Source organism: Streptomyces javensis, from assembly GCF_039525925.1.
In the GTDB taxonomy this organism is placed as follows: domain Bacteria; phylum Actinomycetota; class Actinomycetes; order Streptomycetales; family Streptomycetaceae; genus Streptomyces; species Streptomyces asiaticus.
The window spans coordinates 121,453-139,898 of the sequence record NZ_BAAAIF010000011.1 but is presented as its reverse complement, the minus strand read 5'-3'; the positions used below and the strand labels follow the sequence as shown (position 1 = coordinate 139,898).

Sequence of the window (18,446 nt, the reverse complement as noted above, 5' to 3'; positions counted from 1 at the left end):
CACATGGCGGCGCCGGGGCCACGGGGCGGCCCCGGTGCCGTCAGAAGCGGACGCGGCCGTCCCCGTCCACCCGCGTCGCGGGGGCCAGCTCCTGGGAGATCTCTTCGACCTGCCGCAGGATCCGCCGCGCCGTCGCGGCCGGGGGAATCACCGGCTCGCCGTCGGCGGTGAGCTCGACCGGATGGAGACGCAGCCGGGGCGGGCCTTCCCCCAGGGTCACCTCGAACACCGCGCTCTCGAACCACGGCCGGTCGAACATCCGGTCCTTGTAGCGGGAGGGCGGCCGCCGGTCGGCGGGAGCCACCTCCTCGCAGGGGTGGAACAGGAAGTTCCCGGTCGAGTAGAGGATGAGGCCGTCCCCGTACCGCTCGACCGGGTGGAGGCAGTGTGGATGGTGTCCGATCACCAGGTCCGCCCCGGCGTCGACAAGCCGCCGCCCCAGCGGCTGCTGGTACTCGGCCAACGGCCCCTGGTTGCTGGGCAGATAGCACCAGGGAACGCCCCAGTGCACCGCCACCACCACCGTGGCGGCCAGCTCCCCGGCCCGCCGGACCGCCTCCTCGGCACGCACCACATCGGCCTCGCGCGCCCTGGTGCGGACATATGGCACGGTCCCGGGCTGCTCCTCGATCAGCACGCCGTCGAACTCGTAGGCCTGCTCGACCCGCACCGGCGCGATCCCGGGCCGGTGCGAGGTGGCGTTGAAGCCCGGCGGCAGGGCACAGCACAGGCTCAGAAAGGCCACCTCGGCGCGGCCCCGGCCGGAGAGCCGGACGGCGCGCAACGCCTCGTCGAGGTTCTCCCCGGCCCCGGCGTGGGCGACACCGGCCTCGTCCAGGGCGGCCCTGGTGCCGCGCAGACCGTCGATGCCGTAGTCGAGCGCGTGGTTGGTGGCCAGCGAACACGCGTCGAAGCCGAGCCGGGCCACCTCTGGGGCCATGTCGCGGCCCACCCGGAAGACGACCGGCTTCTCGGCCGGGTACCCGGTGTCGGTCAGCGGGACCTCGAGGTTGCCGATGGTCAGATCGGCGTCCCGCAGCAGCGGCAGCGCCGAGGTGCCCACGGAGAGGTCCCCGTCGAGGGCCACGGCCGGTCTCCGGGCGACCACCACGTCCCCTACGGCGATCAGCTTCATGTGCCACTCCCCCCGCTCGGCCCGGTCCGCGACGGGATCAGGCTACGCGGGGCCGGGAGACGTCCACCGGGGTGCCGACCGGAGCACGGGCGGGGCCGGTCAACCGTCCGCGTGGAGGATCATGCAGGTGGTGGTCGCGTGGGCGATCAACTTCCCCTGTTCGTCCAGCACCTTGCCCTCGGCGGTGGCGGTGCGGCGACCGGCGTGGAGGACGGTGCCTTCGGCGGTGAGGGTCTGACCGTCGGTGCGGGCGGCGCGGATGTAGTTCACCTTGAGCTCCAGGGTGGTGTAGCCCACCCCGGCCGGGAGAGTGGTGTGAACCGCGCAGCCCATGGCCGCGTCGAGCAGGGTGGCGGCGATACCGCCGTGGACGGTGCCGAGGAAATTGGCGAAGTCGGGACGGGTGTCGAGGGAGACGACGACGCGTCCGGGGTCCACCTCGTCGAAGCGCGTGCCGAGGAGCCGTCCGATGGCGGGGACGTCGGTGGGGCGCTCGGACTGCACCCATCGCATGAGGTCGAGGCCGGAGAGGGTGGTGGGGTCGGTGGCGGTCACAGGTGGTTCCTCGCGGTCATGGTGGACCGCGCCGTTCGGGATGGTTACGGCGCGGGAGCAGGGGAGGCTGTCGGCCTGTCGGACAGTCGGCCATGGGGGCTGTCAGCCGAGGGGGTTGTCCTTCGCGCGCAGGGCGGCCAGTACGGGGGCGTACATACGGCTCTTGATGGTGCCGAGGGTGTCACCGGCCTTGCCCACCTGCGCCGCCGCGAGCTCGACGGCGGTCGAGCGGACGGAGTCCTCCGGCACCGAGTGGTCGACGATCCCGGCGGCGAGCGCGTCGTGACCGCCGTAACGACGAGCGGTGACCATGGCCTCGTGGGCGGTGCGCGGGCTCAGCCGGCCTTGGATGAGAGCGGACATGCCGGGGGTGAAGGGGATGTTGATGTCCGCCTCGGGCAGACACCAGAAGCCGCGGTCGGCGCGCATCACCCGGACGTCATGGGCCAGGGAGAACATCGCGCCCGCCGCGAAGGTGTGCCCTTGCAGCGCGGCCACGGTCACGAGCGGCAGCGACAGCATCCGGGCCAGGAGCCCGTGGACGGAGGTGACGTAGTCCTGGTGCTGGTCGGCGTGTGCCAACAGCCAGTCCAGGTCCAGGCCGTTGGAGTAGAACTTGCCGGTGGCGGCCGTCACCAGGGCACGCGCCCCTTCGGCCTTCTCCACCTCGTCCAGGGCGCAGTTGACGGCGGCGAGCCAGTCGGGGTGGAAGCGGTTCTCGCCGTCCCCGAGGTCGAGCACGAAGACGTTGTCCTGGCGGTCCAGCGTGGGCATGGTCGCTCCTTCACACAGGGCTGAGTCGGCCGATGGGCCCGCGCGCCACCCGTCCGGCGGTCCGCGGATCACGGCGGTGGTTCACCGTGGCTTCACGGCGGTGGCGCGTCGCGGTCCCCCTCGGGAGCCGCCGACGAGCCGGCGGTACGCAGAGCGTGGGCCAGAAGGTCGTGGATCTCGGCGGCGGCCGCCTCCAGCGGGGCGGTGCTCCGCTCGGCCCGGCACATGATGACGGCGCCCTCCACCGAGGCGATGACGAACGCGGCCAGCCGCCTTCCCCGCTCCTCCGACAGACCGTGCCGGACGAACAAGGCGGCCAACGCCGCCTGCCAGCGGGTGAACGCCGCGGCCGCGGAGCGGGCGAGCTGCGGGGCGTCGTCGTTGGTCTCGACGGCCACCGCCACGACGGGGCAACCGATCCGGAAGTCGTTTTCGACGAGCCGTCCGCGCCACAGCGTGAAGAACGCTTCGACCGCCACCAGCGGGTCGTCGGCCCGCACACCGGTCTCGATCAGCCCGGCGATGAAGTCACCGGCGAGCGCCACCGCCTCATCGATCAACTGCGCCCGCCCGCCAGGGAAGTGGTGGTAGACCGACCCACGCGGGGCTCCGCTGTGCGCGAGCGCCCGGTCGATGCTCGTGGCGCTCGCACCGTACTCACGCAGCAGCGCCGCGGCGCTCATCACCATCCGCTCGCGACTGTCGCTCTTGCGCCGGACCATGCCACCCACCACCTCCCTTACGTGTGGGTAACTTATGCTCCATGACATAGAACATGCAAGAGCTGTCGTCGAACGCCTGGAGCCCGGGCGGCCCAGCCCGCTGAGGGTGGTTCCTATGGCACCCGCGCCGTCCACTCCTCGTTGCCGTACTTCGTAAGGGCGAGTTCCTCGGCGCGTGCCATCTCCTCGTCGGTGACGTGCCCCTCGGCGAGGCCGTAGCGGGCGCGGAAGGAGGTGAGCATGCGGTCGATGACCTCGGTTCGGGGCAGGCCGGTCTGGCGGCGTAGCGGGTCGACGCGCTTCTTGGCGCTCTCGGTGCCCTTGTCGGACAGTTTCTCCCTGCCGATGCGCAGCACGTCGAGCATCTTGTCGGCGTCGATGTCGTACGCCATCGTCACGTGGTGCAGCACCGCGCCGTCACCACTGGCAAGGCGCTTCTGCGCGGCACCGGCGATCTTGCCCGCCGCGGAGGCGATGTCGTTGAGGGGCTGGTACCAGGCCTTGATGCCCATGTCGCCGAGCGCGGTCAGGACCCAGTCGTCGAGGTAGGCGTAGGAATCGGCGAACGACAGGCCGGAGACGAGGGAGGCCGGTACCGAAAGGGAGTAGGTGATGGTGTTCTCGGACTCCACGAACATGGCTCCGCCACCGGAGATGCGGCGCACCACCGTGACTCCGTGACGGGCCGCGCCGGCGGGGTCCACCTCGTTGCGGAGGGACTGGAAGCTGCCGATGATGACGGCCGGGCGGCCCCACTCCCACACCCGCAGTGTGGGCGGCCGCCGTCCGGCGGCGACCTCGTCGGTCAGCACCTCGTCCAGGGCCATGTGCAGCGCCGGGTCCTGCGGCCCGTCGTGGATCAGCTGCCAGTCGTAGTCCGTCCAGTCGGTGGCACGGGTCAGCGCCCGCCGCACCGCGATGCCGACGGCCTCGGGGGAGAAGCCGAACATCACGGTGTCGGCCGGCAGCCCCGTCCTGACGCGGGCGGCGAGCGCCTGTGCGTCGGCGTCGGCGGGCGCGCCCTCCAGGGCCCGGTCGATGGCGTGCAGCGCCTCGTCCGGTTCCAGGAAGAAGTCGCCCGCCACCCGCACCCCGCGCAGCGCGCCGTCGTGGACCTCCAGATCCACGACGACCAGCTTGCCGCCCGGCACCTTGTACTCACCGTGCATGCCCTGCACCGCCTCCTGTCTCCGCCCCGGCGCTCCCGCTCATTATCCCGCGCCGATGGCCGGATCCCGCGCAGTAACCGGCTTCGGGCCACAGCGCGGGAGGTGGAGCGGGGGTCAGGCTCCGGTGGTCGAGCCCGGGCGGACGATCATGAGGATGGTCACCGTCGCCCACAGCAGGTTGAACACGCCCGTGAACATGGCCAGTTGGACGGTGTCGGACCGCTCCAGGGCCTTGCTCGCGCCGAGGCTGTCGAGGAGTTCGCCCTGGCGGGGCAGGACGAAGGCGACCAGGACACCGGCGGCCGCGGCCGTCAGGGCGATGGAGGCGGTGAGCCAGCCGCTGTCCAGGACGCCCATCACGGCGGCCGTGGCGAAGCCGAAGGCGGGCACGGCCAGGCCCATCTTGGCGTAGACGCGGCAGATGCGGTGCAGCAGCCGGACCGTGCCCAGGTCGGCCTGGCCCTCGGCGGCGGACGCGTGGGCGTTGCGGGCCGCGGGCGGGAACATGCTGGCCGCTACGGTGACGGGGCCGATCGCGACAATGGCGGCCAGGACGTGCAGGGAGAGCAGGATCTTGGTCATCGGGTGGCGTCCGGCTCCCTTACGAACGTGGTGGGCACCAGCGTCTCCTTCCAGGCGTGGGGCGGGTGGTGCCCGCCCCACGCTAGAGAGCCGAGGGAAGATCACCCAGGGGCTTGAACGACAGAAGCCAACGGATTCTCGCCAGACCGAGCCCGATGGCGACGGCTCAACCCTCGACGTACTGCGCCACCCCGTGTCCGAACGACCAGTCGGCCGACTCGTTCTCGGTCAGGGTGATGAACACGTTGCGCGGCTCGGTCCCCGCGTACTCCTCGGCGAGCTCCGCGATCCGCCGGTACAGCGACTGCTTCTGTGCCGGTGTCCGCCCCGAGCGCATCGTGAGGGAGACGTAGACGATGCCGTCGTCGCGCGGCACACCGAGGTAGTCGTCGTAACGCAGCATGCCGCTGGTGCCGTCATGGCTGGTCAGCACCTGGAACCGGTCGTTGGGCGGAAAGCCGATGGTCTCCACCAGCGCGTCGTGCACGGCGCGGCCGAGCGCGTCGAGCCGATCGGCGTCGGCCCGCAGTGCGTCAATGCGGACGAAGGGCATGTCGGGGGCTCCCATTCGGGCGAGGGGGTGGGGGAAGGCCGCGGGCTCAGCGGACATGGGCGGTGAGCAGGCCGAGCGCCCCGTCCATCGCCCGGGCGTAGACCTCGGCCGAGTCGGCGGCGCGGGCCAGCACGTAGCCGCCCTGCAACACCGCGACCAGCGCGGTGGCCGTGGCCACCGGGTCGAGACCGGTGTCGAGCTCGCCGCTCGCCCGGCCCTCCGCGAGCAGCCCGGCCAGCCGGTCGGTGAGCCAGGCGAAGGTCTCCTCGACCGGTCGGCGCAGCTCCGGATCGGCCATCACATCGGGGTCCTGGGTGAGACGGCCGACCGGACACCCCTTCAGGGCGTCCCGCTCCCGCCGCAGATAGGCGGTGATCCGCGCGACCACGGTGCCGGGGCCGCCGAACTCGGCCTCCGCCCTGCCCCTCAGCTCCTCGGCGCTGCGGCTGATCGCGGCGAGCGCCAGGTCGGGCTTGCCCCGGAAGTGGTGGTACATGCTGCCCTGGCCGGCTCCGGAGCGCTCCTGGATCGCCTTCGGGCTCGTGCCCACGTAGCCGCGCTCCCACAGCAGTTCACGGGTGCTTGCGATGAGTCGTTCCCGGGTGTCCATGGATACGACCCTACATACTAGTAGGTACAAAAGGAAACGCGCGGACCGCCCCTCGGTGAGAGGATCCTCCCGTACCGCGCGCTGGTTCGGACGGTGGAAGGTGACGATGTACGCGATATCCCTGGGCGAGGACGGCGCGGAGCTGCGCCCGCTGGAGCCGTGGCGGGCCGAGGAGTTCCTGGCCCATATGGACCGGGGACGGGAGTTCATCGGGCGGCATATCGCGCTGGCCGACGCCGCGGCCGACCTGGAGTCGGCCCGGGCGTTCCTCCAGGGGTACGCGGACAAGGCGGCGGCCGACGCCGGGCGGATCCACGGCATCTGGACGGACGGCAAGCTGGTCGGCGGAGTCCTCTTCCGCACGATGGACGTCGAACAGCGCACCGCGGAGGCCGGTTGCTGGCTGGAGCCGTCGGCGGTGGGCAGGGGACTGGTGACCCGCGCGGCGCGTGTGATCATCGACTGGGCCGTCGAGGAGCGGGGGATCCACCGCGTGGAGTGGTGGGCGGCGGCCGCGAACGAGGCCAGTATCGCCGTGGCCCGGCGGCTGGGGATGACCAGGGACGGTGTGTTGCGGGAGGGCCGTCTGCACCGGGGCAAGCGGCATGACATGGAGATCTGGTCGGTGCTCGCCCCCGAGTGGCGGGCGGCCCGCCGGCCCTCCTGATGGGAACCTGGACCGACGCCTTTGTCGCGCCCGCCAGGCCGGACCTGCTTCCGCCGGAGTCCTTCGGCCGCCTCGTGGTGGACCTCGCCCGTGAGCGTGTGGTCCGTACGCCGTGGTGGCTCCTGGCGGGCAGGCTCTGCGTCAACGCGAGCCTCAACTGGGTGAGCGTCAGCGGACAGGCGCGCTATGACCGGCCCGCCCCGGGGGCACCGCTGCGCACCGAGCGGCATCCCCTGTGGCAGGAGGACGACGACCCGCCGCCCTGGGGCGATTCCCACGAGGAGGCCAGGCTGCTCGCCACCGGTGAGTCGATACGCCATGTCCTCCCGGCCCTCCGGGCGGCGCCCTACCACCGGGAGGACATCGCGGTCGTCTTCCCCTGTCTGGACTTCCGCCACCGCGGCGTCTCCGACTTCCTGATCTGCGAGGACCACCGCACCATGCTGGTGTGCTTCGCCCTCGCCCGTCCACAGATCCGGCCGCTCGCCGCGGAGGACGCGGGGGAGGCCGGCGGGGAGGTGCATCCGGTGCGGACCTGTGTCGTCCACACCTACAAACTCGCCCGCCGGGTCGGCCCGGCCGCGGCCGTCACCGCCATCGCGGCCCGCCACTTCGGCCCCGACCTGGTGACCGGCAGAACGTGGGGCTGATGGCCGTCATACGATCGGAAGGGGCCTTTGTCGTCTCCGGGAGCCTTCGATGTCCGACCTGACGCCCGACTCCTCCGGTCCGGAGCCCAACCCGTCCGGTCCGAGCCCCGAATCGCTCGATCAGCGGATGGCCCGCATCGCGCGCCATCCGTTCCGCGCGAAGTTCCATCTGCGTGGTCGCGAGCGGGCCACGGCCGAGCTGAGCGGACCGTCGACGTTGCGCTGGCACGCCTACGACCTGATCGCCAAGCGGCTGGCCCCCGCCGAGCCCTACAAGGACGGCAAGCAGACGCCCTATCGCGGCCACCCCGTGTTCGTCGCCCAGCACGCGACCGCCACCTGCTGTCGTACCTGTCTCCAGCGCTGGCACGAGATCCCCAAGGGCCGGGAGCTGAGCCGCGCGGAACGGGCTTATGTGGTCGATGTGATCTGCCGTTGGATCGAGCGCGAGGTGGCGGGAGCGCGGACCAGGCCGGGTCCATAAGGTTTTTTGCCATCGACGGAGCCGGACGGTAAACCTCTGCGGGGCCGATCGCGTCTAGATCGACAACGGCCCCCCAGCACCGGTGACCATGAAGGCGCCGGTTTCCCGGCTCCTATACACACCATGTATACATAGGGTGCATACACCCCGTGTATGCACTCGATGTATAGAGCGGGCGCTCCTGGGAACAACAGACGGAAAGGCATCCATGTACGGCAAGGCATTCGCCCCTGAGTACCAGGGCTCCCTCACCACCCTGTCCGTGAACTCGTCCCTGGTCGAGGTGCTGGCGGCGGGCACCGAGCAACTGCGGGCGGCCGAGCGCGGCGGCTCCCCGGGCGAGGCGGCCCGCGCGGGGCTCGCGGTCGCCGAGGCACACCGGAGGCTGGGGCAGGTGGCCGAGGCCGACCGCGAGTGGAAGGCCAGCTACCGGGCGGCCCGGGCGGCGGGGGACCTCGGCGCGATGGCATGGGCGCTGTGGAGCGGCGGCACCCTCGCCCGGCAGCGGGGCGCGCTGGCGCTGGCGTGGCGGCTGCTCGGCCTCGCGGCCGACCTCGGCGAGCGCGGCGGGGACATCGTCGTCCGCGGCTACTCACTGGCCGGGATGGCGGAGACCGGCCGCATCCAGGGCGACTACGACGCCGTGGGCGCCCTGCACGAGCAACTCCTGGCCGAGGCGCGGAAGCGCGGCGAGGCGCGCCACACCGTCTGGGCGCTGGAGGGCATCGCCCAGATGCACCGCAACACCGGGTCGTACGACTCGGCCTACGCGATGTTCGAGGAGGCCGCGGAGATAGCCGGGAAGGCCGAGGACCGGCGCGGACACGCATGGGCGCTGCGGGGCATGGCCGACATCGTCTCCGTACGCGACGGGAACGTGGAGCGCGCGCTTGAGCTGCTCTCCGAGGCCGAGCTGACCTGCCGCGAGATGAACCTGGTGAGCGCGCTGGCGTACAACCACAAGATGCGCGGCAATGTGCTCTACCGCGCGGGCCGTTACGAGGCGGCCCGCGCCATGTACCAGCGGGCGCTGGACGAGTTCCGCGAGATGAGCGAGCCGCGCGGCGAGGGTCTCGCCCGGCTCGGGCTCATCAAGTCCCTGGCCCGGCTGGGCCGCGACCGCGCCGAGACCGCCGACGACCTGTCCGAACTGGCCGGTGTGCTGGAGCGGATCGGGCTGCGGCACGCCCGCCGGATGGTGGACCGGGCCCGCGAGGAGTTCGGTCTCACGGAGGTCCTGGAGGTGGCGCTGTGACGACGACCTTCCCCGAGCTCCTCGGCGCCGATGAGTCCACCGCCACCGCGGGTGAGATCCTCGGCCGCTGCCGGGAGTTGGTGCGCCCCGCGCTGGCCGACACGGTCGGGCGGCTGCACCCATGGGTGGCCGAGATGGCCGCGTACTCCTTCGGCTGGTGCGATGTGGGCGGTACGCCCGCCGAGGGATCGGGAGGCAAGGGGGTGCGGCAGGCGCTGGCCGTGCTGTGCGCGGAGGCGGCCGGGGCGTCCGGTGAGGCGGCGGTCGCCGGGGCGGTGGCGGTGGAGCTGGTGCACACCTTCTCGCTGCTGCACGACGACATCATGGACGGCGACCAGACCCGCCGCACCCGCCCCACCGTGTGGAAGGCGTACGGGACCGGCCCGGCCGTGCTCGCCGGTGACGCCCTGTTCGCGCTGGCGGTGGAGGCGCTGGCCGGTGTGGACGGCGCCGGAGCCGCGGCCGCCGTGCGGCAGCTGAGCGCGGCGCTGGGCGACCTCGTCCGCGGCCAGGCGGACGACCTGCTCTTCGAATCGCGCCCCTGGACGGGACCCGAGGCGGTGCGGCCGGAGGAGTACCGCACGATGGCCGAGCACAAGACCGGCGCGCTGCTCGGCTGCGCCGCCGCCCTGGGTGCCGCGCTCGCCGGAGCGCCGGAGCCCACCGTGGCCGCCCTGGACCGGGCCGGACGCCACCTGGGCGTGGCGTTCCAGGTGGTGGACGATCTGCTGGGCATCTGGGGCGATCCGGCGGTCACCGGCAAACCCGTCCACCGCGATCTGCGGCAGCGCAAGAAGACCTTCCCCGTGCTCGCCGCGCTGAGCGCCGACGGCCCCGGAGCCCCGGCCGCCGAGCGGCTGGCCACGCTGCTCGAGGAGTTCCCGGAGGCCCCGGACGACGCCACCACGCGCCGGGCGGCCGCCCTGGTCGAGCGGGCCGGTGGCCGCGCCGCGGCCCTGGCGGAGGCCGACCGCCACATCGCGGCCGTGGAGACATGCCTGGGGAGCCTGCCGCTCGCGCCCCGCGCGAGCGCGGAACTGCGCACCCTGCTGGGCTTCCTCGTACGGCGCGACATCTGATCCGCGGAGCGCTCGCCGCCGCGCGGTCACGCGGCGGGCTTGCGCCGCGTGGATTACGCAGTGGGCTTGCCCCGCCCGGTCAGCGGCGGTCGCGCACCGCGTCCAGCCGGTCGCGGACCCACAGCTCCACATCGCCCACATGCCGGCTGGCCGCGGTGAACGCGGCCAGGCTGTCATGGGAGCGGAGCGCGGTGTAGATGTCCATGTGCTGCTGGTGGGTCCAGGACAGCACATCGGACTTGACCAGGGCGCGCCAGATGCGGGCCCGCGCGGTGCGCTGGGTGACCGAGTCGGCCAGCGAGGCGAGGGTGCGGTTGCCGGACGCGGCGACGATGTCGGCGTGGAAGGCGATGTCCTCGTGGACCAGCTCCTCGGGGTCCTGTAGACCGCGCATCCGCTCGATCCGCTCCTGGAGCCGGTCGAGGGTGGCCTCGTCGATGCGGGTCGCGGCCAGCGCGGTGGCGCCCGGCTCCAGGACCTTGCGGCACTCCAGCATCTCGTTCAGATCGGTGTCCTGGGCCAGGTCCAGGAAGCTGCCGAGGGCGCGCAGCAGCCGGTCCGGGCGCAGATCGGTGACGAAGGTGCCGTCGCCGCGGCGTACGTCCAGGACTCCGGCCATGGCCAGGGCGCGGACCGCCTCCCGCAGCGACGGGCGGGAGAGTTCGAGCTCACTCGCCAGCACCGCCTCCGGGGGCAGACGGTGGCCGGGCGTGAACTCACCGCTCTCGATGCGCTTGCGCAGCCGGCCGATGGCCGTGTCGACGACACTGCTCCCGGCGGCGGGGACACCGTCGCCGCCGGGGCCGGAGCGGTCTGGATTGGTGGACATGGCGACCAGGATGCCACTCAGCCGCGGTGGCTCCAGACCGGTCCTCCGGGGTAGCCGTGGGTCTCCAGGGTCTCCCGCCGGATCCGGGCGCTGTAGCCGGGTGCCTCGGGGACGAGATAGCGCGAGCCGCGGATGCGGACCGGGTCGTGGAAGTGTTCGTGGAGATGGTCGACGTACTCGATGACACGGTCCTCCATGGAGCCGCTGACGGCCACATAGTCGAAGATCGACAGATGCTGGACCAGCTCGCACAGGCCGACCCCGCCGGCGTGCGGGCAGACCGGTACGTCGTACGCCGCGGCCAGCAGCAGAACGGCCACCGCCTCGTTCACACCGGCCAGGCGGCAGGCGTCGATCTGGCAGACGCCGATCGCGTCGGCCGCGAGGAACTGCTTGAACATCACCGCGTTGTGGGCGTGTTCGCCGGTGGCCACCCGGACCGGGCCGATCCGCCGGGCGATGGCCGCGTGGCCGAGGATGTCATCGGGGCTGGTGGGCTCCTCGAACCACCAGACGTCGAACTCCCGGAGCGCCTCGGCCCAGGAGACCGCCTCCGCCACCCCCAGCGTCTGATTGGCGTCGATCATCAGCCGGCGGTCCGGTCCGATGACACCGCGGGCGATACGGCAGCGCCGTATGTCGTCCTCCAGATCGGCGCCCACCTTCAGCTTCACCGAGTTCCAGCCCTGGTCCACGGCCTCCTGGCAGAGCCGGGCCAGCTTGGTGTCGTCGTATCCGAGCCAACCCGCGCTGGTGGTGTACGCGGGGTATCCGTGCTCGCGGACGTACGCCTCGCGCTCGGCGCGGCCCCCGGCGCGGGATTCGAGCATCTTCAGGGCGGCCTCGGGGGTGAGCGCGTCCTTGAGGTAGCGCCAGTCCACCAGGTCGACCACCTGCTGGGGGGAGAGGTCGGCGAGCAGCTTCCAGACGGGTTTGCCCGCCCGCCGGGCGGTGAGGTCCCAGGCCGCGTTGATGACCGCGGCGCTGCCCAGATGGATGGCGCCCTTGTCCGGGCCGAGCCAGCGCAGCTGGCTGTCGCCCAGCAGATGGCGTGAGAAGGCGCCCGGATCGTCGGCGATCTCCTCCACGGACAGGCCGATGGCCCGCTCCCCGATGGCGCGCGCCGCCCGCACCGCCAGGTCGTTGCCACGGCCGATGGTGAAGGTGAAGCCATGGCCCTCCAGGGGTTCGGCGCCGGGCGCGCCCTCCCGAGTTCCGGCGCCGCGTTCGGACCCCACCGGGCCCTGGCCGGAGGGGTCGTCATCGGCGGTCTTGAGCACCACGTACGCCGCCGAGTAGTCCGGTGCCTCGTTCATGGCGTCGGAGCCGTCGAGGTGCTGGGAGGTCGGGAAGCGGACATCGATGGTCTCGACGTCGACGACACGAAGGGTCATGGCACGCGCTCCTGTGGGCAAAAGGGCGAGGGAAAGCGAGCAACGCGGACCAACATGTCAGATGTCTGGCGCGGTCGCCAAGGGTCATCCAAAAGAAACTCGTGGTTGTTGAGACCTTGTCAAAGCCTGTAGGTGACACCTACGTTCCACGGGTCAGATGTTTCCGCGAGACAGCGTGGTCCGCAGGGAGGCCCGATGAACCCGGCCACCACCATGGAGAACACCCGCCGGAAGGTGTCCAGGCGCCTGCTCCCCCCACTCTTCGTGATGTTCGTGCTGAGCTTCCTGGACCGTACGAACGTCGCCCTGGTCAAGTCCCATCTCGCCGATGACGCAGGGATCGACGCCACCGCGTTCGGCCTCGGCGCCGGTGTCTTCTTCATCGGCTACGCCCTGCTGGGCGTGCCCTCCAACCTGGTGCTGCACCGCTTCGGCGCCCGCCGGTGGCTGGCCGCGCTGATGTTCGTCTGGGGGCTGCTGTCCTGTGCGATGGCACTGGTGTCCAACCCCACCGGCTTCTATGTGCTGCGGTTTCTGCTGGGCGCCGCGGAGGCCGGGTTCTTCCCCGGCGTCATCCTCTACATCACCTACTGGTTCCCGGCCGCCGACCGCGGAAAGGCCACCGGGATGTTCCAGGCCGCCGTGGCGGTCGCGAGCATCATCGGCAACCCCCTCGGCGGCAGTCTCATCGGGCTGCACGGCATCGCCGGCCTGGAGGGCTGGCAGTGGATGTTCCTCCTGGAGGGCGCCCCGACCGTGGTCCTGGCGCTCGCCGTACCGTGGCTGCTCACCGACCGCCCCGAACAGGCCCGCTGGCTGACCGCCGAGGAGAAGGACCTGCTCGCCCGGCGCATCGAGGCCGACCGCCCCGGCGAGGACGCCAAACCGCCGCGGCGGGCCCGGGAAACGCTCCGCGACAGCCGGGTGCTGCGGCTGATGTTCGTGTACTTCGCCATCCAGATCGGCGTCTACGGCGTGACGTTCTGGCTCCCGGCGCTGGTCGGCCGGATCGACGGTCTCGGCGATGTGGGCATCGGCTTCGTCTCGGCGCTGCCGTGGGTGTGCGCGCTGCTCGGTGTGCTGGTCCTGCCGTGGATCTCGGACCGCAGCGGTGACCGGCGCGGTCCGCTGCGGCTCGCCCTCGTGCTGACCGTCGTCGGCCTGCTCGGCGGGGTGCTGCTGCCACCGGTCCCCGCCGTCGCCGCCCTGTGCGTGGCCGCCTTCGGATTCCTGGGCGCGCAACCGGTGTTCTGGACGGTGCCGCCGACCATCCTGTCCGGCGCCCATATGGCCGGGACCATCGCGCTGATCTCCGGTTTCGGCAACCTCGGCGGCTTCCTGGGCCCGTATCTGATGGGCGTCGCGGAGTCGGCGACGGGCTCGGGCGCCACGGGCCTCTACGCCATCGCCGCCATCGTGGCGGCCGGAGTGTGTACGGCCACCACCCTCCGCTGGGTAGGAGCACCGACCACACGGTCAGATGAGGAGAGGACGACAGATGACACGCATCGTGCGCTTCGCGGATGAGGCCGGGACGGTCCGGACCGGAGTGGCCGACGACGCCGGTGGGATCCGGGCCTTCCCCGGTGCGCCGCTCATCGCCGAGCTGCTGCGGCTGCCCATGTCGGAGCTGCGGGCCCTGGTGGAGAACACCGCCTCCGGCCCGGCGGCCGCCCATGAGGAGGACGTCGTGCCGCTGCCGCCGCTGGACGGGCTGATGGAGCTGTGGGCGGCGGGCGTGACGTACGAACGCTCGCGCGAGGCCAGGGTGGAGGAGAGCACCGAGCAGTCGGTGTACGAGCGGATCTACGACGCCGAGCGCCCGGAGCTGTTCTTCAAGTCGCAGCCGTGGCGGGTGGTGACGGACGGCGAGCCGATCGCCGTACGGGACGACTCCGAGCTGAACGTCCCCGAGCCCGAACTGGCGCTGGTCCTCAACCGGCACGGCGAGACCGTCGGCTATCTGGTCGCCGACGATGTCAGCTCGCGGTCCATCGAGGGCGAGAACCCGCTCTACCTTCCGCAGGCCAAGATCTACGCCGGAAGTGCCGCCGTGTCCTGGGCCATCGTGCCCGCCTGGGAGATCGACGCGCCCGACGCACTGGACATCACCATGGCGGTGTGGCGCGACGGCGAGGCGGCGTACCGGGCGGCCACCTCCACCGCCGCGTTCCACCGCACTCCGCGGGGGCTGGTGGACCACCTGTGGCGCTGCCAGCCCTTCCCCGACGGCGCCGTGCTGTCCACCGGCACCGGCATCGTGCCCGCGCTCGATTTCACCCTGCGCGCCGGGGACGTGGTGGAGATCTCCATCGAGGGTGTCGGCGTCCTGCGCAATCCGGTACGGGCCCATCAGGCCGAACTGGACTGGCTGGTGGAGGCCATCGCCGAGCCGTTGACCCGCCGTGCCCACCGAAGCCACTTTCCGGAGTGACGCCGGAACTTGGGAGGTGACCCGGGGGATGGCCGTGCGTGGTCCGGCCCTCAGCGCTCCAGTGAAGCCGCGTCGCCCATGACGACGACGGGCTCGCGGTCGGGGTCCAGCGCCCGGAGCAGCTCCTCCATGGCGTCCTCCGCGAGGCTGACACAGCCGCGTGTGGGGCCGCCGTGGTCGATGTGCAGCCAGATGCCGCCGCCCCGGTCCGGGCCGAGGGGGCGGGTCCGGTCCAGGGGGGAGGTGCCGGGCCGGCGGTTGTAGTCGATGGCGATCACGTAGTCGAACGAGCCGGACAGGGGCTCGCCGTCGAAGCCCGTACCGCTCGCGGTGAAGCGGTCCGACCGGTCGTAGGGCAGCCGGGTGCCGGGGTCGGCGAGCCGTCCGCCGGCGTCCGTGAGGGTGTGGACGCCGATGGGGGAGCGCAGATCGCCTTCCCGGTGGTCGTCGGTCCAGCCGTGGAGGGCGTTGTGCGCCGCCCGGCTCGCCCCGGCCCGCCACCCGACCCCGGTGCGCTCGTACAGGACGGCCGTGGCCAGCGGTGAATTCCGGTCGTGGCCGGTCACCACCAGCACCTGCCGGGACCGGCGCGGCACCTCGGCCCAGGTCCCGGGCCCCAGCCCCGGTGGCCGGGAGGGCGCCGGACACGGTGTGCGTCGTGGTGCGCCACGCGATGTACCAGGTGTTGTGCCGTGTGGTGGGCGCATGGTCATGGGCCGACCCCCGGCCTGGACGGAGAACAACGCTTCGGACAAGTGTCGCGCGACGCCTCGAAGCCGTCAGTAGAACGTTTGCTCGATTACTCGAGTACCCTGCACATATGGGTGCGTATCTCCAGGGCTCGCTCTTCGACCAGACCGATGACATCGGTCTCGGCTCGCTGCGCGGGACGCGCCGGACCGAGCTCGGGTCAGGGGCCTGGATCGATCTGCTGCCCGGGTGGCTGAGGGGAGCGGACGACCTGTTCGCCCAGCTCGTCGCCGAGGTCCCCTGGAAGGCCGAGCGGCGGCACATGTACGAGCAGGTGGTGGACGTCCCACGGCTGCTCGCCTACTACCACGCCGAGGACCCGCTGCCGCACCCCGTCCTGGCCGAGGCCCGGGAGGCGCTGTCCACGTACTACGCCACCGAGCTGGGGGAGCCCTTCACCACGGCGGGGCTGTGTTACTACCGCGACGGCCGGGACAGCGTGGCCTGGCACGGCGACCGCATAGGCCGCGGCAGGACCGAGGACACCATGGTGGCCATCCTGTCCGTGGGCACGCCCCGGGACCTGCTGCTGCGCCCGCGCGGCGGCGGCAAGGCCATGCGGCGGCCGCTCGGCCACGGTGATCTGCTGGTGATGGGCGGCTCCTGTCAGCGGACGTGGGAACACGCCATCCCCAAATCCTCCCGAGCCACCGGCCCACGCATCAGCGTGCAGTTCCGTCCCAGCGGTGTGGGGTGACACCCGCCGGCCACTCCGGCGCGTCGGGGGTCTCATGGCACGCTGTCGATACGTCTGGAGTTTGGTACAGACCATTGACATATATGTTCGGGGGCGGTGTCATGGGGCCCGTCAGCTCTTGAGAGCGCCCTGGGCGGATATCGCCATCCGGGGCCGGACCTCGGAGAGTTCCCCGTGAATGGACGTCCCGTCTCAGGGGTGTCGGCCACTGCCGTGGCCACGCCGTCGCTGGGTCGATTATGGACGGACCGGGCCGCAGAGCCCGTGTCTGATGTGCGACGTTGTCATGATCTCGACAGCCCCTCCTTTAGTGGATTCACCAGTTTTCCGTAGCACCTTTCCCGCCGCACCATCGCGCGGCACCTTCCCACGGGCCTCCCGCCTCAAGGGCGGCGGCGCGTCGCCCGTGCGTCGCCACGCCCGATGACTGCCCGACATCCCTGTGCGTCGTCGGCGCGGTGGCATCCGGATGCTCCGCCACGAAGAGATCCGCCACGAAAGAGATCCGCCACGAAAGAGAGATGAGACATGCCCATAAGACGTGCCCTCGTGGCCACGGCCGCGACCGCGGCGGCCGGTATATCGGCGCTCACGCTTCCCCCATCGGCCGCTGACGCGGCCTCCGGCACGGCACAGGACTCGTCGTCGGTCCGGGCGCAGGCCGCCGCCGGCTTCGTGGTGAGCCGGGCCCAGTACCAGCGGATGTTCCCGAACAAGAACGCGTTTTACACCTATGACGCGCTGATCAGCGCGATGACCCGGTTCCCGGGCTTCGCCAAGACCGGTACGGACGCGGTCAAGAAGCGGGAGGCGGCGGCCTTTCTGGCCAATGTCAGCCATGAGACCGGTGGCCTGCGCCACATCGTGGAGCAGGACACCTCCAACTACCCGAAGTACTGCGACACGACGCGCCCCTACGGATGTCCGGCGGGGAAGGCCGCGTACTTCGGACGCGGGCCGATCCAGCTGAGCTGGAACTTCAACTACAAGGCGGCGGGCGACGCGCTGGGCGTCAATCTGCTCAACAAGCCGAGCCTGGTGCGGACGGACGCCGCCATCTCCTGGAAGACCGCGCTCTGGTACTGGACCACCCAGTCCGGGCCCGGCTCCATGCCCGCGCACAAGGCCATGACCACCGGTGCCGGATTCGGCCAGACCATACGTGCCATCAATGGCGCCCTGGAGTGCAACGGGGCCAACCCCGCAGAGATGCAGGGCCGGGTCAACCTCTACAAGAAGTTCACCGGCCTCCTCGGCGTCGCCCCCGGCGCCAATCTGACCTGCTGAGCGCCCTTCCCACGGAGGAGTCATGCGCAGAATCCTGATCAGTCTGGCCACTTCGGCACTGGTGGTGCTGGCGGCCCTGCTGCCGACCGCGGGGACGAGTGCGGCCACGAGCGTGGCGATGCCGACCCGCGTCGCACCCGCCGCTGCCAAGGCGACGCTCGCGGCCAACCACACGGTCACCTTCGTCAATCACACCGGACGGAAGGTGTGGATCGGCAGCGCCGTCAACGCCGACGGCTCCAAGCAATTCGCCAAACTGCCCATCCTGACACCCGGGCAGTCGGCGTCCGTGACGATCCCCGAGAACGCCGACCCCGGCCACTGGCGTGGCAAGTTCTTCGCCCGTCTGGGATGCACCGGCACCTCGGGCAGCACCTTCCACTGCCAGGTGGGGGACTGCGGCAAGTTCGCCGACCACTGTGAGCTGGGCGAGCAGCCCGTCAGCCTCGCCGAGTTCAATTTCGACACCAGGGACACGCTCGCCCCCTGGTACAACGTGAGCTACGTCAACGCGTTCTCCAACCCGATCACGATCGCCCCCAACAACCCCGCCGGTGGCGGAGGTTGCGGCACCCAGGGCTGCACGCAGAACCTGCTGCCGTTCTGCCCGGCCGCCAACCTCACCCGCTGGTCGGACGGCACACCGATGCTGTGCACCAACCCCAACCGGGACGTCAGGACGCCGTACAGCGACGCGATCGCCTCCCGGTGCCCCAAGGCGTACGCCTACTCCAAGCAGGACCAGGAGCCCGGCAACCAGGTGATGCAGAACTGCGGTAAGTGCAGTGGCCTCACCGTGACCTTCAACGCGGGGTCGTGA

Annotated in this window: 21 protein-coding genes; 10 read left to right on the top strand and 11 right to left on the bottom strand. The window is 71.4% G+C overall.

What is annotated here, in order from left to right; translation table 11 throughout:
• Window positions 1–40: 40 nt before the first annotated feature.
• The 8 genes from ABD329_RS13330 to ABD329_RS13295 form a co-directional block, all read right to left on the bottom strand.
• Window positions 41–1,135 carry a CapA family protein gene (locus tag ABD329_RS13330; RefSeq protein WP_198280769.1) on the bottom strand — a complete coding sequence of 365 codons (1,095 nt, stop codon included), beginning with the start codon at window positions 1,133–1,135 and terminating at the stop codon, window positions 41–43.
• Between the two features lie 99 nt (window positions 1,136–1,234).
• Window positions 1,235–1,648, bottom strand: a complete 414-nt coding sequence (locus tag ABD329_RS13325; protein ID WP_214665521.1) for a PaaI family thioesterase — start codon at window positions 1,646–1,648, stop codon at window positions 1,235–1,237.
• A 144-nt stretch (window positions 1,649–1,792) separates the two neighbouring features.
• The gene (locus ABD329_RS13320) at window positions 1,793–2,464 is read right to left on the bottom strand and encodes an enoyl-CoA hydratase-related protein (protein WP_198280767.1); all 672 of its coding nucleotides are present in this window, start codon (window positions 2,462–2,464) and stop codon (window positions 1,793–1,795) included.
• A 92-nt stretch (window positions 2,465–2,556) separates the two neighbouring features.
• The gene (locus ABD329_RS13315) at window positions 2,557–3,186 is read right to left on the bottom strand and encodes a TetR/AcrR family transcriptional regulator (RefSeq protein WP_246618994.1); all 630 of its coding nucleotides are present in this window, start codon (window positions 3,184–3,186) and stop codon (window positions 2,557–2,559) included.
• 113 nt (window positions 3,187–3,299) lie between these two features.
• Window positions 3,300–4,355 (bottom strand): lipoate-protein ligase LplAB, encoded by a 1,056-nt coding sequence (gene lplAB, locus ABD329_RS13310; RefSeq protein ID WP_198280766.1) that lies wholly within the window; start codon window positions 4,353–4,355, stop codon window positions 3,300–3,302.
• Between the two features lie 114 nt (window positions 4,356–4,469).
• Window positions 4,470–4,937 (bottom strand): hypothetical protein, encoded by a 468-nt coding sequence (locus ABD329_RS13305; RefSeq protein ID WP_198280765.1) that lies wholly within the window; start codon window positions 4,935–4,937, stop codon window positions 4,470–4,472.
• 166 nt (window positions 4,938–5,103) lie between these two features.
• Window positions 5,104–5,490, bottom strand: a complete 387-nt coding sequence (locus ABD329_RS13300; RefSeq protein ID WP_198280764.1) for a tautomerase family protein — start codon at window positions 5,488–5,490, stop codon at window positions 5,104–5,106.
• Between the two features lie 46 nt (window positions 5,491–5,536).
• Window positions 5,537–6,100, bottom strand: coding sequence for a TetR/AcrR family transcriptional regulator (locus ABD329_RS13295; protein WP_198276055.1), 564 nt, complete (start codon window positions 6,098–6,100; stop codon window positions 5,537–5,539).
• A gap of 106 nt (window positions 6,101–6,206) precedes the next feature.
• On the opposite strand from ABD329_RS13295, the gene ABD329_RS13290 reads away from it, so the two are divergent.
• From ABD329_RS13290 to ABD329_RS13270, 5 genes are all read left to right on the top strand, one after another.
• Complete coding sequence (locus ABD329_RS13290) at window positions 6,207–6,767, top strand: GNAT family N-acetyltransferase (protein ID WP_198276056.1); 561 nt, start codon at window positions 6,207–6,209, stop codon at window positions 6,765–6,767.
• Window positions 6,767–7,417 (top strand): hypothetical protein, encoded by a 651-nt coding sequence (locus ABD329_RS13285; protein ID WP_198276057.1) that lies wholly within the window; start codon window positions 6,767–6,769, stop codon window positions 7,415–7,417. The genes ABD329_RS13290 and ABD329_RS13285 overlap by 1 nt, the downstream gene beginning before the upstream one ends.
• 49 nt (window positions 7,418–7,466) lie before the next feature.
• Window positions 7,467–7,901 (top strand): DUF4186 domain-containing protein, encoded by a 435-nt coding sequence (locus tag ABD329_RS13280; protein WP_198276058.1) that lies wholly within the window; start codon window positions 7,467–7,469, stop codon window positions 7,899–7,901.
• 208 nt (window positions 7,902–8,109) lie between these two features.
• A complete protein-coding gene (locus tag ABD329_RS13275; RefSeq protein ID WP_198276059.1) occupies window positions 8,110–9,156 on the top strand; it encodes a tetratricopeptide repeat protein in 1,047 nt (348 codons plus the stop codon).
• Window positions 9,153–10,235 (top strand): polyprenyl synthetase family protein, encoded by a 1,083-nt coding sequence (locus ABD329_RS13270; protein ID WP_198276060.1) that lies wholly within the window; start codon window positions 9,153–9,155, stop codon window positions 10,233–10,235. Before ABD329_RS13275 ends, ABD329_RS13270 begins: the two co-directional genes overlap by 4 nt.
• A gap of 79 nt (window positions 10,236–10,314) precedes the next feature.
• Here ABD329_RS13270 and ABD329_RS13265 read toward each other — a convergent pair whose 3' ends face one another.
• Together ABD329_RS13265 and ABD329_RS13260 are read right to left on the bottom strand one after the other, a co-directional pair.
• Complete coding sequence (locus tag ABD329_RS13265; RefSeq protein WP_198276061.1) at window positions 10,315–11,064, bottom strand: FadR/GntR family transcriptional regulator; 750 nt, start codon at window positions 11,062–11,064, stop codon at window positions 10,315–10,317.
• Window positions 11,065–11,081: 17 nt separating this feature from the next.
• Window positions 11,082–12,458, bottom strand: a complete 1,377-nt coding sequence (locus ABD329_RS13260) for an enolase C-terminal domain-like protein (RefSeq protein WP_198276062.1) — start codon at window positions 12,456–12,458, stop codon at window positions 11,082–11,084.
• Between the two features lie 195 nt (window positions 12,459–12,653).
• Between ABD329_RS13260 and ABD329_RS13255 the strand changes: the two genes are divergently transcribed.
• Together ABD329_RS13255 and ABD329_RS13250 are read left to right on the top strand one after the other, a co-directional pair.
• The gene (locus ABD329_RS13255; RefSeq protein ID WP_198276063.1) at window positions 12,654–13,985 is read left to right on the top strand and encodes an MFS transporter; all 1,332 of its coding nucleotides are present in this window, start codon (window positions 12,654–12,656) and stop codon (window positions 13,983–13,985) included.
• Window positions 13,957–14,892, top strand: coding sequence for a fumarylacetoacetate hydrolase family protein (locus ABD329_RS13250; protein WP_198276064.1), 936 nt, complete (start codon window positions 13,957–13,959; stop codon window positions 14,890–14,892). The genes ABD329_RS13255 and ABD329_RS13250 overlap by 29 nt, the downstream gene beginning before the upstream one ends.
• Window positions 14,893–14,942: 50 nt before the next feature.
• Here ABD329_RS13250 and ABD329_RS13245 read toward each other — a convergent pair whose 3' ends face one another.
• The gene (locus ABD329_RS13245) at window positions 14,943–15,635 is read right to left on the bottom strand and encodes a L,D-transpeptidase family protein (RefSeq protein ID WP_425574326.1); all 693 of its coding nucleotides are present in this window, start codon (window positions 15,633–15,635) and stop codon (window positions 14,943–14,945) included.
• Window positions 15,636–15,712: 77 nt separating this feature from the next.
• Here ABD329_RS13245 and ABD329_RS13240 point away from each other — a divergent pair, with 77 nt between their 5' ends.
• From ABD329_RS13240 to ABD329_RS13230, 3 genes are all read left to right on the top strand, one after another.
• A complete protein-coding gene (locus ABD329_RS13240; RefSeq protein ID WP_198276066.1) occupies window positions 15,713–16,339 on the top strand; it encodes an alpha-ketoglutarate-dependent dioxygenase AlkB in 627 nt (208 codons plus the stop codon).
• 528 nt (window positions 16,340–16,867) lie between these two features.
• Window positions 16,868–17,626, top strand: a complete 759-nt coding sequence (locus tag ABD329_RS13235; RefSeq protein ID WP_198276067.1) for a chitinase — start codon at window positions 16,868–16,870, stop codon at window positions 17,624–17,626.
• Window positions 17,627–17,648: 22 nt separating this feature from the next.
• Complete coding sequence (locus tag ABD329_RS13230) at window positions 17,649–18,446, top strand: thaumatin family protein (protein ID WP_198276068.1); 798 nt, start codon at window positions 17,649–17,651, stop codon at window positions 18,444–18,446.

Excerpts from the sequence above, each read along its gene's own strand:
- ABD329_RS13305 (WP_198280765.1), bottom strand. The coding sequence starts at position 4,937 with ATGACCAAGATCCTGCTCTCCCTGCACGTCCTGGCCGCCATTGTCGCG.
- lplAB (WP_198280766.1), bottom strand. The coding sequence starts at position 4,355 with ATGCACGGTGAGTACAAGGTGCCGGGCGGCAAGCTGGTCGTCGTGGAT.
- ABD329_RS13235 (WP_198276067.1), top strand. The coding sequence starts at position 16,868 with ATGCCCATAAGACGTGCCCTCGTGGCCACGGCCGCGACCGCGGCGGCC.
- ABD329_RS13285 (WP_198276057.1), top strand. The coding sequence starts at position 6,767 with ATGGGAACCTGGACCGACGCCTTTGTCGCGCCCGCCAGGCCGGACCTG.
- ABD329_RS13300 (WP_198280764.1), bottom strand. The coding sequence starts at position 5,490 with ATGCCCTTCGTCCGCATTGACGCACTGCGGGCCGACGCCGATCGGCTC.
- ABD329_RS13280 (WP_198276058.1), top strand. The coding sequence starts at position 7,467 with ATGTCCGACCTGACGCCCGACTCCTCCGGTCCGGAGCCCAACCCGTCC.
- ABD329_RS13295 (WP_198276055.1), bottom strand. The coding sequence starts at position 6,100 with ATGGACACCCGGGAACGACTCATCGCAAGCACCCGTGAACTGCTGTGG.
- ABD329_RS13255 (WP_198276063.1), top strand. The coding sequence starts at position 12,654 with ATGAACCCGGCCACCACCATGGAGAACACCCGCCGGAAGGTGTCCAGG.
- ABD329_RS13265 (WP_198276061.1), bottom strand. The coding sequence starts at position 11,064 with ATGTCCACCAATCCAGACCGCTCCGGCCCCGGCGGCGACGGTGTCCCC.
- ABD329_RS13290 (WP_198276056.1), top strand. The coding sequence starts at position 6,207 with ATGTACGCGATATCCCTGGGCGAGGACGGCGCGGAGCTGCGCCCGCTG.
- ABD329_RS13240 (WP_198276066.1), top strand. The coding sequence starts at position 15,713 with ATGGGTGCGTATCTCCAGGGCTCGCTCTTCGACCAGACCGATGACATC.
- ABD329_RS13230 (WP_198276068.1), top strand. The coding sequence starts at position 17,649 with ATGCGCAGAATCCTGATCAGTCTGGCCACTTCGGCACTGGTGGTGCTG.
- ABD329_RS13275 (WP_198276059.1), top strand. The coding sequence starts at position 8,110 with ATGTACGGCAAGGCATTCGCCCCTGAGTACCAGGGCTCCCTCACCACC.
- ABD329_RS13325 (WP_214665521.1), bottom strand. The coding sequence starts at position 1,648 with ATGCGATGGGTGCAGTCCGAGCGCCCCACCGACGTCCCCGCCATCGGA.
- ABD329_RS13320 (WP_198280767.1), bottom strand. The coding sequence starts at position 2,464 with ATGCCCACGCTGGACCGCCAGGACAACGTCTTCGTGCTCGACCTCGGG.
- ABD329_RS13260 (WP_198276062.1), bottom strand. The coding sequence starts at position 12,458 with ATGACCCTTCGTGTCGTCGACGTCGAGACCATCGATGTCCGCTTCCCG.
- ABD329_RS13250 (WP_198276064.1), top strand. The coding sequence starts at position 13,957 with ATGACACGCATCGTGCGCTTCGCGGATGAGGCCGGGACGGTCCGGACC.
- ABD329_RS13330 (WP_198280769.1), bottom strand. The coding sequence starts at position 1,135 with ATGAAGCTGATCGCCGTAGGGGACGTGGTGGTCGCCCGGAGACCGGCC.
- ABD329_RS13315 (WP_246618994.1), bottom strand. The coding sequence starts at position 3,186 with ATGGTCCGGCGCAAGAGCGACAGTCGCGAGCGGATGGTGATGAGCGCC.